Below are 15,003 nucleotides of genomic sequence, written 5' to 3' on the forward strand. Positions count from 1 at the left end.
CAGGGTGTTAAGGAGCTCATCAGTCTGCTAAGGTTATAACTCATTGAGCCAGGTTATTTAAATTTCGGTAATGAAGCCTATAATCCTATGGAAAGCCCTGTTCCCCAGTCAGACCCCAGCCCGGCAACCTTAACGGAAGGATTCAAAGACAGTCTGCCGATCGTCATCAGCTATATTCCGGTCGCCTTTGCATTTGGTCTCAATGCCACTCGTCTGGGCTTTACGCCCGTCGAAAGCGTCTTTTTCTCCTGCATTATCTATGCCGGTGCCAGCCAGTTCGTCATCACTACCATGCTTGCCGCGGGCAGTTCGCTATGGGTCGCCGCGCTCACCGTGATGGCCATGGACGTACGCCATGTGTTGTATGGCCCTTCCCTGCGCAGCCGCATCGCCCAACGACTCAGTAAACCTAAAAGCGCAGTGTGGGCCTTTGGCCTCACTGATGAGGTGTTTGCCGCCGCAACGGCGAAGCTGGTGCGGGACAATCGTCGCTGGAGTGAGAACTGGATGATGGGGATCGCACTATGTGCCTGGATTTCCTGGGTATTCGGTACGATTATTGGCGCATTCTCCGGCAGTGGCTTACTGAAGGATTTTCCGGCGGTCGAAGCGGCGCTGGGTTTTATGCTCCCGGCGCTGTTTATGAGTTTTCTGCTCGCGTCATTTCAGCGTAAACAGTCGCTGTGTGTGACCGCGGCACTCGGCGGAGCACTGGCGGGCGTGACGTTTTTTTCTATTCCTGCCGCCATACTCGCGGGCATTGTTTGCGGATGTCTGACGGCGCTTATCCAGTCATTCTGGCAGGGGGCGCCTGATGAGTTATGAGGTTCTGCTGCTTGGCCTGCTGGTTGGCGGCGTCAACTACTGCTTTCGTTATTTACCGCTGCGTCTGGGGGTGGGAAATGTCCGCCCGACAAAACGCGGCGCAACCGGCATTTTACTCGACACCATTGGCATAGCATCAATTTGCGCCCTACTGGTGGTGTCTACCGCACCTGAAGTTATGCACGACGCTCGTCGGTTTGTGCCAACGTTGGTGGGGTTTGTTGTACTGGGCGCAAGCTATTTTAAGACCCGCAGCATCATCATTCCGACATTGCTGAGTGCTCTGGGCTACGGATTAGCCTGGAAAATGTGGGTTGTTTTATAGGTAAAAATAATCATTTTAAATAAATAATACATTTACTTTATTTGTCACTGTCGTTACTATATCGGCTGAAATTAATGAGGTTATACCCAAATGGATAGTTCGTTTACGCCCATTGAACAAATGCTAAAATTTCGCGCCAGCCGCTACGAAGAATTCCCTTACCAGGAAGTTCTTCTGACTCGTCTTTGCATGCACATGCAGGGCAAGCTGCTGGAAAACCGCAATAAAATGCTGAAAGCTCAAGGGATTAACGAGACGTTGTTTATGGCGTTGATTACGCTGGAGTCTCAGGAAAACCACAGTATTCAGCCTTCTGAACTAAGTTGCGCACTGGGTTCGTCGCGGACTAACGCCACGCGTATCGCGGATGAGTTAGAAAAACGTGGCTGGATCGAGCGTCGCGAAAGCGATAACGATCGCCGCTGCCTGCATCTACAGTTGACCGAGAAAGGCCATGCATTCTTGCAAGAGGTATTACCGCCTCAGCATAACTGTCTGCATCAGCTCTGGTCATCTCTTAGCATCACAGAAAAAGATCAGCTTGAGCACATCACCCGCAAGCTTCTGACCCGTCTTGATCAGATGGAGCAGGATGGCACGGTACTCGACGCGCTGCGTTAACGCGCCGACACGCTCAAAAATCCAGATTGATAAATGAAAAACCGACAGGCCAGCAGGTCACCCTGCTGGCCTTTCTGATAAACAGGTCGGCTCAGCCGATGTGAAAAAAAATAAGATCGTGGAGAACAACATGAGCGCAAATGCGGAGACTCAAACCCCGCAGCAACCGGTCAAGAAGAATGGTAAACGTAAAAGTATGCTGCTGCTTCTGACCTTGCTCTTTATTATCATTGCCGTGGCATATGGGATTTATTGGTTTTTAGTACTGCGTCATGTCGAAGAGACAGACGATGCGTACGTGGCAGGGAACCAGGTTCAAATCATGGCGCAGGTATCAGGCAGCGTGACAAAAGTCTGGGCTGATAACACTGACTATGTCAAACAAGGCGACGTGCTGGTGACCCTCGACCAGACGGACGCTAAGCAGGCGCTTGAAAAAGCCAAAACGGCGCTGGCCTCCAGCGTGCGCCAGACGCACCAGTTGATGATCAACAGCAAGCAGCTTCAGGCCAGCATTGAGGTGCAGAAAACCGCCCTAGCGCAGGCACAAAGCGACTTTAATCGCCGCGTCCCGTTGGGAAATGCTAACCTTATTGGTCGCGAAGAGCTGCAACATGCGCGTGATGCCGTTGCCAGCGCGCAGGCTCAGCTTGATGTCGCAATACAGCAATACAATGCCAACCAGGCGATGATCCTCGGCAGTAAGCTGGAAGACCAGCCTGCCGTGCAACAAGCGGCCACCGAAGTGCGTAATGCCTGGCTGGCGCTGGAACGTACCAAAATTGTTAGCCCGATGACCGGCTACGTGTCCCGTCGTGCCGTGCAGCCTGGCGCGCAGATTAGCCCAACCACACCGCTGATGGCCGTTGTCCCTGCCACCAACCTGTGGGTGGACGCCAACTTCAAAGAAACCCAGCTTGCGCATATGCGCATCGGCCAACCGGCAACGGTGATCAGTGATATTTACGGCGATGACGTGAAATACACCGGTAAGGTTGTCGGCCTCGATATGGGGACCGGTAGCGCCTTCTCGCTGCTGCCAGCACAGAACGCAACCGGTAACTGGATCAAAGTCGTCCAGCGTCTGCCCGTGCGTATTGAACTGGATGCCCAGCAGTTAGCGCAACATCCACTACGTATTGGCCTGTCTACGCTGGTAACGGTCGATACCCAAAATCGTGACGGACAGATTCTGGCAAGCCAGGTGCGTACTACACCGGTTGCAGAAAGTAATGCTCGAGAAATCAACCTTGCTCCGGTCAATAAAATGATCGAAGAGATCGTGCGGGCCAACGCGGGCTAATTCAAAGGTGCGTGTGATGCAACAGCAAAAACCGCTGGAAGGCGCGCAGCTCGTCATTATGACGATCGCGTTGTCACTGGCGACATTCATGCAGGTGCTGGACTCCACCATTGCTAACGTGGCGATCCCCACTATTGCCGGGAACCTCGGCTCTTCATTGAGCCAGGGGACCTGGGTGATCACCTCTTTCGGGGTGGCGAATGCTATCTCCATTCCGATCACCGGCTGGCTGGCCAAACGCTTTGGCGAAGTAAAGCTGTTCATGTGGTCCACCATCGGCTTTGTCATTGCGTCCTGGGTGTGTGGGATGTCCAACAGCCTGACCATGCTGATTTTCTTCCGCGTGATTCAGGGGATTGTCGCCGGTCCATTAATTCCGCTTTCACAAAGCCTGTTACTGAATAACTATCCGCCCGCCAAACGGTCTATCGCCCTCGCGCTGTGGTCAATGACGGTGATTGTCGCCCCGATTTGTGGCCCGATTCTCGGGGGCTATATCAGCGACAACTATCACTGGGGCTGGATATTCTTCATTAACGTGCCGATCGGGGCGGTGGTGGTGTTGATGACGCTGCAAACCCTGCGCGGCCGGGAAACCCGTACCGAACAGCGACGCATTGATGCCATTGGTCTGGCGCTGTTAGTTGTCGGTATCGGCAGTTTGCAGATTATGCTCGATCGCGGTAAAGAGCTGGACTGGTTCGCCTCGCAGGAGATTATTATCCTGACGGTCGTCGCCGTGGTGGCCATCAGCTTCCTGATTGTCTGGGAGCTTACCGACGATAACCCGATTGTCGATCTTTCGCTGTTTAAGTCGCGAAACTTTACCATCGGCTGCCTGTGTATCAGCCTGGCCTATATGCTCTACTTCGGCGCTATCGTCCTGCTGCCGCAGCTGTTGCAGGAGGTCTACGGATACACCGCGACCTGGGCGGGTCTGGCCTCCGCGCCAGTGGGGATAATCCCGGTGATCCTGTCGCCGATTATCGGCCGCTTCGCCCACAAGCTGGATATGCGTCGGCTGGTCACGTTTAGTTTTATTATGTATGCCGTCTGTTTCTACTGGCGCGCGTGGACGTTCGAGCCCGGTATGGATTTTGGCGCGTCGGCCTGGCCGCAGTTTATTCAGGGGTTCGCCGTGGCCTGCTTCTTTATGCCACTGACCACCATCACGCTGTCTGGCTTGCCGCCTGAGCGTCTGGCGGCGGCGTCAAGCTTGTCTAACTTTACGCGAACGCTGGCAGGCTCTATCGGCACATCGATTACCACCACCATGTGGACTAGCCGTGAGTCGCTGCATCACGCGCAGTTGACGGAGTCAGTAAACCCCTACAACCCTAATGCACAGGCGATGTATAGCCAGTTGCAGGATCTTGGGATGACCCAGCAGCAGGCCTCCGGCTGGCTGGCACAGCAAATTACCAACCAGGGGCTGATAATTTCCGCCAACGAAATCTTCTGGATGTCGGCGGGGATATTCATCCTACTGCTCAGCCTGGTGTGGTTCGCCAAACCGCCATTCGGCGCGGGTGGCGGTGGCGGTGGCGGTGGGGCGCACTAATACGTTAATAATCAATTAGAGTTTATAATCGAGTAGGAGGCGGGATCACTCCCGCCGTCCTCTCACACCACCGTACGTGCGGTTTCACATTCGGCGGTTCATGTTAACGCTGGAACTGCCGCTGCTTTTCCACCAGTGATATTAAGCCCATCCCGGCCTCTCACGAGACTGGTAACACGATGGCAGAGTGGCAGATCTCCCGGGGTAATTCGCGCGACTTTCCTGCTTATACCTGTCGGCTCTACGTCACAGCGTTCTGTGTGAGTATCGGGCTTTGGTGATATATGCCACCTCACCCCACTGCGCCGCCTTAACCGCTTCCTGTTCGTCAGGCCAGCATTTTGCTTCCGGCTTCCTTAAGATCCTCCTCACGGTAGACACCCTTGCCTTCGGCTAACACTTCCCTCACCAGATGTGTCGAGGACTTACACCTCTTAGTCGTTCTTTGACCACCACAGCCAAAGAACAGCGCCTGTCACGGCGCTACGCGCCATGCCCAGCGCACATATAAAAGGCAGCAAGAAAAATATGCTTATGGTTTCAAGCCAGTAACATCTACCGTTAATATTGAAACAATACCTGAAGGTGCAACATTGGGAATACCCTTACCACCATAAGCTAAATCAGGCGGTATATATATTTTCACGCGCCCCTTAGTGCCTACAAGAGTAACGGCCTTACTAAGTAATTCAGGTAACTTATCAACTTTGCTATTAATATTAACATTATTTGATAAAACTATGCCCGTACTAACCTCTTCTTTCATTACAAACTGTATATTATCTTTTTGCTTCGCTTTCCGCTTTGCGCCTTTGCTTTCCACAACATAAACAACCCCATCGGATTGCTGAATAGCCCCTTTTTTCACCTTAATTGAACGCATCAGTTCCTCTGACTGCTCTTTAACAGAAAGCGATGTTATTATCGTTTGCGAATTTTGTTGCTGTTGCAATAACGGTTTCGGGGCAACCGCATTACCACCATGTGCGGCATTCTCAGGCACGTTAGCTGCCTTTACGGTACTCAAATTCATCTGTCGTATTGATGCTTCAAGCTCAATATTTTTTTGAGCATTTTTAGACAACTCTTGCTCAAGCACGCCAATTCGCGATGATTTTTCGCCTATTGAAACATTCAATTTAGAAATCAAAGTATTAAGTTCAATATTTTTCCTTCTTTCCTCCGCAACTAACTTTGACAGATTCTCAGAATTTCGCAATGACTCGGCCATTTTAACCATATTTGATTTTTGCTCACTATTCTGAGCGATCAGACTAACGTTCTGAGATTCCAGATACTTTTTTACTTTTCCCGTATCTTCTATTACGTTGACAAGCTTCAAAATCTGTTGCGCAAGTAATTTAGATTTTGCTGTTGCTTTAGCTTTGTCTTTCTCCAGCTCTGTCAACTGAGCCGACTGTTTTTCCAGTGCGGCTTTCTGCTTCGCCGCCTCTGCACTACTGAATTTATTCAGGTCTGCTATCTGCTTCGCCAGCACACCCTTGTCTTTCTCCAGTGCCGCCAGCTGAGCCGTCTGTTTCTCCAGTTTCGCCGCATCAGCGCTGCCGGATTTATTCAGATCCGCTATCTGCTTCGCCAGCACACCCTTGTCTTTCTCCAGTGCCGCCAGCTGAGCCGTCTGTTGCCCCAGCGCTGCTTTTTGTTTCAACACATCAGCGCTGCCGGATTTATTCAGTTCCACTATCTGCTTAACCAGATCAGCTTTATCTTTCTCTAGTGCAATTTTGTCTTTTTCTAGCAATGCCAATTGAGCTATTTTTTGCTCTGAACTTACTTTCTGTTTTAACAGCTTCGCTTTTTCTGTTTCCAAATAGCTAAGCTTTTGGGTCTGCTGTTCCAATAGATTTTTTTGTTTAGGTGACTCTTTTGAACTCGCCGATAATATCGCTAATTGTTTTGATAAATCATACTTTTCTTTTTCTAAAACAGTCAACTTTGCAGTCTGTTGCTCTAGTTTCTCTTTCTGGTTAGTCACATCCGCTAGTTTTTTTTCAAGACCAGCAATCTTTTTATTCAATACCATTGATTGGTTAGTTAACTCACTGTTAACATTAACAGCAATGGATTTATTGGTTGTTTTTTTGTCTTGTGAATTGATACCTTCAGCAAAGGATGCCTCAAGCTTCCTCTTTAACTCCTTATTTTTTTCGAGGGCGATACGATACTGCGCCTCTCGGAGACGATTAGCTCTCTCCAGAGCTGTAATTTTTCCCTGCAGGTCGTTCGAGCGTATCTGTGTAGTCGGTTCTGCAATAACTACGTTATTGGGAATACCACTATTACTGATAACCTTATCCTCAGATAACCTTTCTAAAAGCATAGAGTTTTCTTTGGAAAGGAAATCTTCTGAAAAAACAGTATCAGGCAGTAACATGAGGAAACATGAAGCTGCAATCAGCGATATTTTTCTCATAGTTTGTCCAATTCACTCGCTTGTTGGTTCATTACGTTAAATACGGCATTGCGCACGCGAGAGCAAACTACCATTAACTTATTATTAACTTCGAGTTTAATAATTTCCGCAGATTCACTATCCAACTGCGACTTTTGTTTATTGTAAACAACATATAATTCATTAATTTTATCAAACTGTTTTTTATACACATCAAAAGATTTTTTATCTAACACTTTCAATGTAGTTATACTTTGATAACAACTCACCTGTCCTTGAGGTGGGTTTTTTACAACATCAGGAATGTTTTTTTTTGCACAACCTGACATTATAAAACATGCACAAATGATAACCTTCAAAATATTCACGCATTCCATATATTAACATCCCTGATCATATTGAATAAAAGTAAAATCCGCCATCTAAAAAGACTCAAGAAAGGTATCATTACAAAAAACCAAAAACAAGATCATGCCTAGCAAAAAAAATAAAAATACAAACACAAATAAAATAATAATGAATAATAAAAGAGAACATAATCATCAAATAAATTAATAAATTAAATAATCACGAGGAATATTATAAATACAAAACACATAAAAAATAAAATATATAAATAATATGAATGAAAAAAGTAGGTACTCCCGCCAGACGCATGGCGGGAATCCTCCAGTGAGTACGCAATGCTGTCGGTCAGTTTTCCGCAAGGCGTGACCTCGCCGCACAATAACGCGGCGACGGCCTGTGCACCAAACGCACCACCGTGCCAGGCGCAAAGTATCGCCCCAATTCGCCCGCGTAATTCCGGGGCCTCAAGCTAGGACATGTCGATAATGAAAGAAATGTTGAGTACGACTATCACATCGTTAAAGTGACGACAGACGCAGGCCAGCAGAGAAAATTCGTTCGGGGTCAGTCGATATCCGCCGGCAACATCGGCATTGTCTTTATCTTCTCCAGCGGTTCGACCAATAACCACAACGGCCTTTTGCGATATTGACTTCGCCAGCGCCACCTCGTCTTCCTGCAGCGGCATCTCTTGTTGAAACCAGGGCTCTTGTGCCCAACCACCGCCACCGTTATCAAACGGATTTTCACCGACCCATTGCTCATATTTCTGCGCCAGCACGGGGTTTAACCTTGCAGCACAACGCGTACGCATAGCCTCCAGGAAGTTGCACTTCTCGACGATATTAACGGCGCCACCCGACCCGGTACCGCTACAGTAATAATCAATCTGCGTTCGCCCAAACAGCGCAATAGTATCCTCAGGGCGCAGGGGCAGTGCTGCGTTATCATTTTTGAGTAATACCGCCCCTTGTGCCGCAACAATCGTGGCAAACTCACTAAACCCGTCAAGCGGTTTACCCATAAGATTCTGATGCATAGTTGAAAAATCCTGTGTCCATTGCCTTATTCTGCATTGAAATAAAACAGGGCCCATCAATGATGAGCCCTGTGATTATCAGAAGTAATATTTGAATCTCAGACGTCCGCCGTAACGCGCATCTTCACTGCTGTCACCGTTATGTGGATCGGCCTCGACCCATGAGGCATAGGCACCGAGATAGATATTAAAGTTTTTCATATCCATCACGTTGGGAAATAAATATGAGGCATGAATAGTGTGAATATCATAATTGCCTGGATCGGTGATCCAGCAGTCATCATCACACACGGCATCAATATTGGTCGCATTGAACGCTTCAATTTTGTTATGGGCATAGATGTAACCCAGTTCAAAGCGGTGCCATAACGCATTCACCCCGGCAGTAAAGTCGGTTTCATCGGTCGCATCCATATACGCCGTGTTGAGGTTAATGACAGCCCCCTCTTCAGGATCGGTTTTTTGTCCGTTCCAGGTCATGGTAAAACCATAGCCCGTACGATCTGACTGATCGATCCACTTGCCGTTATCGTAATAACCATAGGCGTTATTCACGACGTTACTTTCCATCGCCAGCGCCGTGGAGAGGCGGCCATTTTGCCAGGCGATAACCGGTCGAACATAGGCCACATTTTTATCGCTGGTTAAATCCATACCGTGATACTGCTTCTCGGAGAACAACGTACTGCCATTTTCCAGCAACGTATTCACTTCAAAATACCAGTTATCGATGGTTTTACTCAGCAGGAAGTTACCGCCACTGTCGCTACGTCCACGCCCCTCTTTCATCATATAGATGTAGCCGTAGCCGTCACTGTAGAGGTCATTCGCCGTATTCCCCGAATACTCAACAAAGGTATCCTGATTCAGCGGGAACATATCATAGGCTTCAAAGCGCCCGACCTTAATTTTCCAGTCGTTCTCACGCCCAAAGAAGAAGACCGCATCATCGAGATTCATTTTGCCGGTCAGATCAGCCAGCGGCTGGACCGAGAAACCGGCAAAGTTACCGTTGTTCAGCCGCTGGTAGCCATCAAATCCCAGCAGCAAACGTCCGTTGATATCCCAGCGCTCATTGGTTCCCGGCGCCCAGTCTTTGTTGGCGGAGGTGCGCATTGATGTCAGGCTACCGGAACGACTGGCAGCATCCATATTAAACTCCACATCACCGTAGAATTTAATATCGCTGAATCCGGATAACGTCAGTTTTGGTGGGTTAGCGCCTGCTGCGACGGGTTCGGCTGATTCAACTTTCACCGTAGGTGCTGCCGCTACCTGTTGTTGCTGTAGCGACTGAACCTGCGACTCGGCGTCAGTTGCCCGCTGTTCTGCGCGAATAACACGCTGCTCCAGTTCAGCAAGACGTTGCTCAATGGTACTATTATTTGCAGCCCACAGGTTTTGAGATAAGCAAGCACCGATCATCAGCGCCAAATATTTCGCTTTCATTATTCATCCCTAAAGTTTGATGTATACCAGATGAGATGTCGTAAACATCTCATCCTCCTGCTATTACAATATTTTGGTTATTATCAGGAATGCGCAAACTTACCGCTTTTAAGGTCGGTGACAATGCCATTCATTCTTGCTTCTGTTAATCCATAGAATTTAATAGAGAATGCCGTCAGAATATAAAATATTGCAGGAATAATGGTAAATAATAACGTAACGCCCTGTACGGCAGACGCGGACTGCACAGCACTACCTGAGGCATAATCAAATGCGGCCAGCACCCAGCCCAAAATAGCACCACCAACGGCAACACCCAATTTGATGACAAAAATATTTGCTGCGACGTTCATTCCGGTAATTCGACGGTGCGTTTTCCATTCACCGTAATTATTCGCATCAGTAATCATCGACCATTGCAGAGCACCATTACCGCCCTGAATAATGGAAATAATAATATGAACCGCAAGCACAACTATCCAATACTGAACCGGCACAAAGAAGCACAGCACACCAAATACGGCTGTGAGTAAGTTAACCCAAAAAGAGAGTTTAATTTTACAGAACCGGGTACCAAAGGGTTTAGCAAGTATCGACCCCAGCATTGAAGCAAACATGCTAGCCAGCATAAAGACGGTAATAATATCAGCACCTTTGTTCAGCACAGTGTTAACGTAGTAAACCACCGCTCCACCGCGCAGCACCACCGCAACCAGCATCATAAAGTTATAAACAGATAAAATTCGCCACTGTTCATTCTTGAATAAAATTTTTACATCACGGGTAATATTGAGGTTTTCCTCTTTGATCGGCTGCACACGTTCTTTGGTGGTTAAAAAGCAGATGATAAACATCAGACAACCAATGACGCCGAAGATAGCCATTGAAACCTGAATCCCCGTCGCTCTATCACCAGGATAGAGATAATCTGCCAGCGGTAAAATTAACGCTGTTCCCAGCGCACCGCCGATTGGCGTAATCGCAAAACGCCATGACTGCAAGGACAGGTTTTCACGCGGGTCGGACGTCAGCGCAGCACCCAGTGAGCAGTAAGGAATATTAATGGCCGTATACATCAGCGTCATAAAGATATATGCCGCCACCGCATAGACCACTTTTCCACTGTCGGAAAAATCAGGAATGGAATAAACCAGCACACAGCTGACGGCAAAGGGTACACAAATCGCCAGTAGCCATGGGCGAAAACGTCCCCAGCGCGTGGAGGTTGCATCGGCAATCGCCCCCATAATGGGATCGGTAATCGCATCCAGCAAGCGGACCAGTAAAAACATCGTTCCCATTACCGCAGGCGGTAAACCATAAATATCAGTATAAAAATACGCAAGAATTGCTACCGAAGAGTCAAAAACGATGTGGCTGGCCGCGTCACCCAGACTGTACCCCACCTTTTCCCTGATCGATATCTTGTCCCCTGTAGACATACAAACTCCTTTGCCAATACAAAAATGTAACCGGTTTCTGTCGTAGGGTATTTTTAAAACATCTTATCTGGCCTAATCCATTATGTTTTTCTGTTAACTGTTTATGTTTTTTTCTTTATGTGATCGCAGCGAGGTAGGTTTACTTATTGGCCCTTATTTTTGTTTCTTCGCTCACGTTTTATTCGTTGCGAACTTGTTAGTTATTAACACAAATAATATTCACCAAACAAATGTAATATAAATATTTTATGGCTAAGGATAAATGATAATAAAAAACCCCGGTTGCAGGCCGGGGTTTTCGAATAACAGGAAAACGTAATAAATCAGACTAAATATGCAGTTCCTGCAATTTTTCTTTCGGCAACGCCAGCTCTTCATTACTGTTAACGCGTACGTCATGTTCCAGAATATGACGGGCAATTTCCTGCGCTTCGCTCAGCGAATGCATTTGATACGTTCCACACTGGTAGACGTTCAGTTCCGGGATCTGATTTTGATCCTGCACTTTCAGCACGTCGGCCATCGCCGCTTTCCAGGCGTCAGCCACACGCTGCTCGTCCGGCGTACCAATCAGGCTCATGTAGAAGCCAGTACGGCAGCCCATTGGAGAGATATCGATAATCTCAACGCCATTACCGTTAAGGTGGTTACGCATAAACCCGGCAAACAGGTGTTCCAACGTGTGGATCCCTTTTTCAGGCATCACTTCTTTGTTCGGAATGCAGAAACGCAGATCAAACACGGTGATGGCGTCGCCATGCGGGGTGTTCATCGTTTTTGCAACCCGGACTGCGGGAGCTTCCATCCGGGTGTGATCGACAGTAAAACTATCTAACAACGGCATTTAGCCACCTCCGATAAAATTTTTAAAAATAATCTGAACTCTTTGTTCCGGGGCGAGTCTGAGTATATGAAAGACGCGCATTTGTTATCATCATCCCTGGTTTCAGAGATGAAATTTTGGCCACTCCCGAGTGGCCTTTTTCTTTTGTATCAAGCGTGCGTTTCCAGCCACGCGGCAAACGGCTCAGTATCCGCCGCTTCAATCTCCTGCTGACGACGCTTTGAAGCCGCAGTTTCAGCAATAAACGCCTCTTCCTGCACGATCTCTAACGGCTCTTCACGCAGCAGATTGCGATAAGCCTCGCCCAACGCTTTGCCCGTGCCGCCAATGCCCGTATCAATCATTGACCGCAGGATCCGCGCGGAGAACGTCAGCTCAGGATTATCAAAGCAGGCAACCAGTTCGTCACAGACTTTTTGATACTCCTCTCCTCCATGGATGCTGTCCAGCGTTTGCGCCACGCGCTTCAGGTCACGGAACAAATCTTTGCCCACTTTCGGCAGCGGGAACTGGGCGGTCTCACAGCCAATACCTAGCGTCAGGCCCGGCTTACGTCCTTCCAGAATCACACGGTTCCAGTTGGTGCGCGTACACAGCAACTCATCGCTGCTCATTTCCGGAGCATCCGCCAGGACACACCACACCATAAACAGATCGAGGAAACGTACCTGCTGCTCATCCACGCCAATCGGCGAGAAGGGGTTGATATCCAGCGAACGCACTTCAATGTATTCAATACCGCCGCGTAGCAGCGCATCTGACGGCGATTCACCGCTACGGGTTACCCGTTTCGGGCGAATAGGCGCATACAGTTCATTTTCAATCTGCAGTACGTTGCTGTTAATTTGCAGACGTTTACCGTCTTTCTCCAGACCGATCGCCGCGTACTCCTCGGAAGGGGTTTTAATCGCGCGTTTTAATCCTGCCACATACTCATGCAAATCGTTAAACGTAATACCGAGATTGCTTTGCGACTTATTGGTATAACCCAAATCGCTCAGGCGCAGCGATGTCGCGTACGGCAGGTAATACATACCACAGTCCGTTTTTTCAAACGGTAGAGTTGTCGGCTTTCCTTGCAGGAAAGAAGAACAAATCGCCGGAGATGCGCCAAACAGGTACGGGATCACCCAACCAAAACGATAATAGTTGCGGATCAGGCGGAAGTAGCCAGCAGACACTTTCTCTTTGGCGTCTTCATCGTCCGTTACGCCGCATTTCGCCTGCCAGAATGCCATCGGCAGCGAGAAATTATAGTGAACGCCGGAAATCGTTTGCATCAGAGCGCCGTAACGGTTTTTGAGACCTTCACGGTAGAGCGTTTTCAGACGGCCAATATTCGAGGTACCGTACTGCGCCAATTCAATATCCTGACCTTCAGCGATATAGCAAGGCATGCTCAGTGGCCACATACGCTCGTCGCCCAGATTTCTGGCGGTATAACGATGCAGATCACGCATAAACGTGAGCATTTTCTGGATATCGTCGCCCGGAGGAGTAATAAACTCCAGCAGCGCTTCGGCAAAATCCGTTGTTATCCATTTATGCGTCAGCGCGGAGCCTAACACATCCGGGTGGCCTGTCGTCGCTAATGAGCCATCAGCATTAACACGCAGCGTTTCGCGCTCCAGACCACGTTGAATCCCCTGTAACGCCTGAGGATTTTTTTCCAGCCAGGCCAGTGCCTGTGATACGTCCGGGATCAAATTGACCTCCCGCCTGTCAAAATCGTTTTAATTAGCATCATAGTATTGGTTACCCTACAGGCATTTCCACAACACAATTAGTGCCACCACATAATGCCCTGCGTCGTAACCGCTGCGACCACAACATAACGCAACGCTTTGCCAAGGCATAAAAAAAAGAGTACTGGCCCCCACGAGATGCGCATCCATCCCGCTAGCAGGCACAGCAAATCCCCCACAACCGGCATCCAGCTTAATAATAGTGTGACAGCGCCATAGCGCTGCAGCCACCCCATCGCTTTCTCTTGCCATCGTGACGTTTTACGTAACGGGAAGAAACGCCCAAGGATAACGTTAGTTAACCCTCCAAGGCTATTACCCATTGTTGCTGTTAAGACTAAGACCCAGGGATGACTCACCCCGGAAACCAGCAGAGCCACTAAAACAACTTCAGAATTTCCAGGTAACAGCGTGGCGCTGAGGAAACTGCTGGCAAACAGTGACAGGAGTGACAGTCCATCACTCACAATAACCGGACATCCACGGCATCCATACCGGCCGCACGTGCAGCCTGCAGGCCGAAGTCAGCGTCTTCAAATACCACGCATTGAGTCGGGACAACGCCCATACGCTCGGCACACAGTAAAAACGTGTCAGGTGCGGGTTTATGGCGTTGTACGTGGTCAGCTGCGACGACGGCATCAAAATAGTGACGTAGCCCTAAATGCGCGAGCAGCGCCTCTGCAATGGCACTTTCGCTCCCGGTACCGACCGACATAGGCCGACGACCATGCCAGGCTTTAACAACATCAATAAGCGGCAATGGCTGAACGCTATCCAACAGCATGCTTTTAACGCTGTCGGTTTTTTCACGCGCCAGCGCATGGGGATCGAGATCGGCATGATTCAGTTCAATGACCGACTGTGCAATACGCCACGTTGGGGAACCGTTGAGTGCGACCATGGCCTGCTCGTCAAAACGGAGCCCATGACGCCCTAACACCTCATGCCACGCTTTACGGTGCGTTGGCTCGGTATCGAGAATGGTGCCATCCATATCAAAAATCAAACCCGCATAACGTTCGTACATCGTCTTCTCACAAGCCGAATGACCAGACGTTACTTTATCGTAATTGATTGATTTTGTC

At 48.8% G+C, this 15,003-nt stretch carries 13 protein-coding genes and 1 pseudogene; 5 read left to right on the forward strand and 9 right to left on the reverse strand.

Going from position 1 to position 15,003, the window contains the following annotated elements:
- The first annotated feature begins 87 nt into the window (after positions 1-87).
- The 5 genes from QNN86_RS11505 to emrB all read left to right on the forward strand — a co-directional run bounded on the left by QNN86_RS11505 (position 88) and on the right by emrB (position 4,635).
- A complete protein-coding gene (locus QNN86_RS11505; protein ID WP_115257649.1) occupies positions 88-825 on the forward strand; it encodes an AzlC family ABC transporter permease in 738 nt (245 codons plus the stop codon).
- Positions 815-1,150 carry an L-valine transporter subunit YgaH gene (gene ygaH, locus QNN86_RS11510; protein WP_096755999.1) on the forward strand — a complete coding sequence of 112 codons (336 nt, stop codon included), beginning with the start codon at positions 815-817 and terminating at the stop codon, positions 1,148-1,150. Before QNN86_RS11505 ends, ygaH begins: the two co-directional genes overlap by 11 nt.
- Before the next feature lie 90 nt (positions 1,151-1,240).
- Positions 1,241-1,771 (forward strand): transcriptional repressor MprA, encoded by a 531-nt coding sequence (gene mprA / locus QNN86_RS11515; protein WP_181617684.1) that lies wholly within the window; start codon positions 1,241-1,243, stop codon positions 1,769-1,771.
- Positions 1,772-1,901: 130 nt separating this feature from the next.
- Complete coding sequence (emrA, locus tag QNN86_RS11520; RefSeq protein WP_096755997.1) at positions 1,902-3,074, forward strand: multidrug efflux MFS transporter periplasmic adaptor subunit EmrA; 1,173 nt, start codon at positions 1,902-1,904, stop codon at positions 3,072-3,074.
- Between the two features lie 16 nt (positions 3,075-3,090).
- Positions 3,091-4,635, forward strand: a complete 1,545-nt coding sequence (emrB, locus tag QNN86_RS11525; protein ID WP_414211132.1) for a multidrug efflux MFS transporter permease subunit EmrB — start codon at positions 3,091-3,093, stop codon at positions 4,633-4,635.
- 532 nt (positions 4,636-5,167) lie between these two features.
- On the opposite strand, the gene QNN86_RS11530 is transcribed toward emrB, so the two are convergent.
- The 9 genes and pseudogenes from QNN86_RS11530 to yqaB form a co-directional block, all read right to left on the reverse strand.
- A complete protein-coding gene (locus QNN86_RS11530) occupies positions 5,168-7,069 on the reverse strand; it encodes a hypothetical protein (RefSeq protein ID WP_414211133.1) in 1,902 nt (633 codons plus the stop codon).
- The gene (locus tag QNN86_RS11535; protein ID WP_181617686.1) at positions 7,066-7,416 is read right to left on the reverse strand and encodes a hypothetical protein; all 351 of its coding nucleotides are present in this window, start codon (positions 7,414-7,416) and stop codon (positions 7,066-7,068) included. The genes QNN86_RS11530 and QNN86_RS11535 overlap by 4 nt, the downstream gene beginning before the upstream one ends.
- Before the next feature lie 191 nt (positions 7,417-7,607).
- A pseudogene (locus QNN86_RS11540) lies at positions 7,608-8,492 on the reverse strand (glycoside hydrolase family 3 protein).
- A gap of 21 nt (positions 8,493-8,513) precedes the next feature.
- Positions 8,514-9,884 carry a carbohydrate porin gene (locus tag QNN86_RS11545; RefSeq protein WP_181617688.1) on the reverse strand — a complete coding sequence of 457 codons (1,371 nt, stop codon included), beginning with the start codon at positions 9,882-9,884 and terminating at the stop codon, positions 8,514-8,516.
- An 83-nt stretch (positions 9,885-9,967) separates the two neighbouring features.
- Positions 9,968-11,326, reverse strand: a complete 1,359-nt coding sequence (locus QNN86_RS11550; RefSeq protein ID WP_137399110.1) for a glycoside-pentoside-hexuronide (GPH):cation symporter — start codon at positions 11,324-11,326, stop codon at positions 9,968-9,970.
- 328 nt (positions 11,327-11,654) lie between these two features.
- Positions 11,655-12,170 (reverse strand): S-ribosylhomocysteine lyase, encoded by a 516-nt coding sequence (gene luxS / locus QNN86_RS11555; protein WP_135911530.1) that lies wholly within the window; start codon positions 12,168-12,170, stop codon positions 11,655-11,657.
- Positions 12,171-12,319: 149 nt separating this feature from the next.
- Positions 12,320-13,876: a glutamate--cysteine ligase gene (gene gshA, locus QNN86_RS11560; RefSeq protein ID WP_115257643.1), complete on the reverse strand. Its 1,557-nt coding sequence runs from the start codon at positions 13,874-13,876 to the stop codon at positions 12,320-12,322.
- A 77-nt stretch (positions 13,877-13,953) separates the two neighbouring features.
- Positions 13,954-14,382 carry a YqaA family protein gene (locus tag QNN86_RS11565; protein WP_115257642.1) on the reverse strand — a complete coding sequence of 143 codons (429 nt, stop codon included), beginning with the start codon at positions 14,380-14,382 and terminating at the stop codon, positions 13,954-13,956.
- Entirely contained in the window at positions 14,379-14,945 is a 567-nt protein-coding gene (gene yqaB, locus QNN86_RS11570; protein WP_096755991.1) for a fructose-1-phosphate/6-phosphogluconate phosphatase, read from the reverse strand. Before yqaB ends, QNN86_RS11565 begins: the two co-directional genes overlap by 4 nt.
- Positions 14,946-15,003: the final 58 nt, after the last annotated feature.

The sequence above is a fragment of the Citrobacter sp. C348 genome, from assembly GCF_047467975.1.
Taxonomy (GTDB): Bacteria; Pseudomonadota; Gammaproteobacteria; order Enterobacterales; family Enterobacteriaceae; genus Citrobacter; species Citrobacter gillenii.

Coding starts and splice junctions, on each gene's coding strand:
- QNN86_RS11505 (WP_115257649.1), top strand. CDS start 88: ATGGAAAGCCCTGTTCCCCAGTCAGACCCCAGCCCGGCAACCTTAACG.
- ygaH (WP_096755999.1), top strand. CDS start 815: ATGAGTTATGAGGTTCTGCTGCTTGGCCTGCTGGTTGGCGGCGTCAAC.
- mprA (WP_181617684.1), top strand. CDS start 1,241: ATGGATAGTTCGTTTACGCCCATTGAACAAATGCTAAAATTTCGCGCC.
- emrA (WP_096755997.1), top strand. CDS start 1,902: ATGAGCGCAAATGCGGAGACTCAAACCCCGCAGCAACCGGTCAAGAAG.
- emrB (WP_414211132.1), top strand. CDS start 3,091: ATGCAACAGCAAAAACCGCTGGAAGGCGCGCAGCTCGTCATTATGACG.
- QNN86_RS11530 (WP_414211133.1), bottom strand. CDS start 7,069: ATGAGAAAAATATCGCTGATTGCAGCTTCATGTTTCCTCATGTTACTG.
- QNN86_RS11545 (WP_181617688.1), bottom strand. CDS start 9,884: ATGAAAGCGAAATATTTGGCGCTGATGATCGGTGCTTGCTTATCTCAA.
- QNN86_RS11550 (WP_137399110.1), bottom strand. CDS start 11,326: ATGTCTACAGGGGACAAGATATCGATCAGGGAAAAGGTGGGGTACAGT.
- luxS (WP_135911530.1), bottom strand. CDS start 12,170: ATGCCGTTGTTAGATAGTTTTACTGTCGATCACACCCGGATGGAAGCT.
- yqaB (WP_096755991.1), bottom strand. CDS start 14,945: ATGTACGAACGTTATGCGGGTTTGATTTTTGATATGGATGGCACCATT.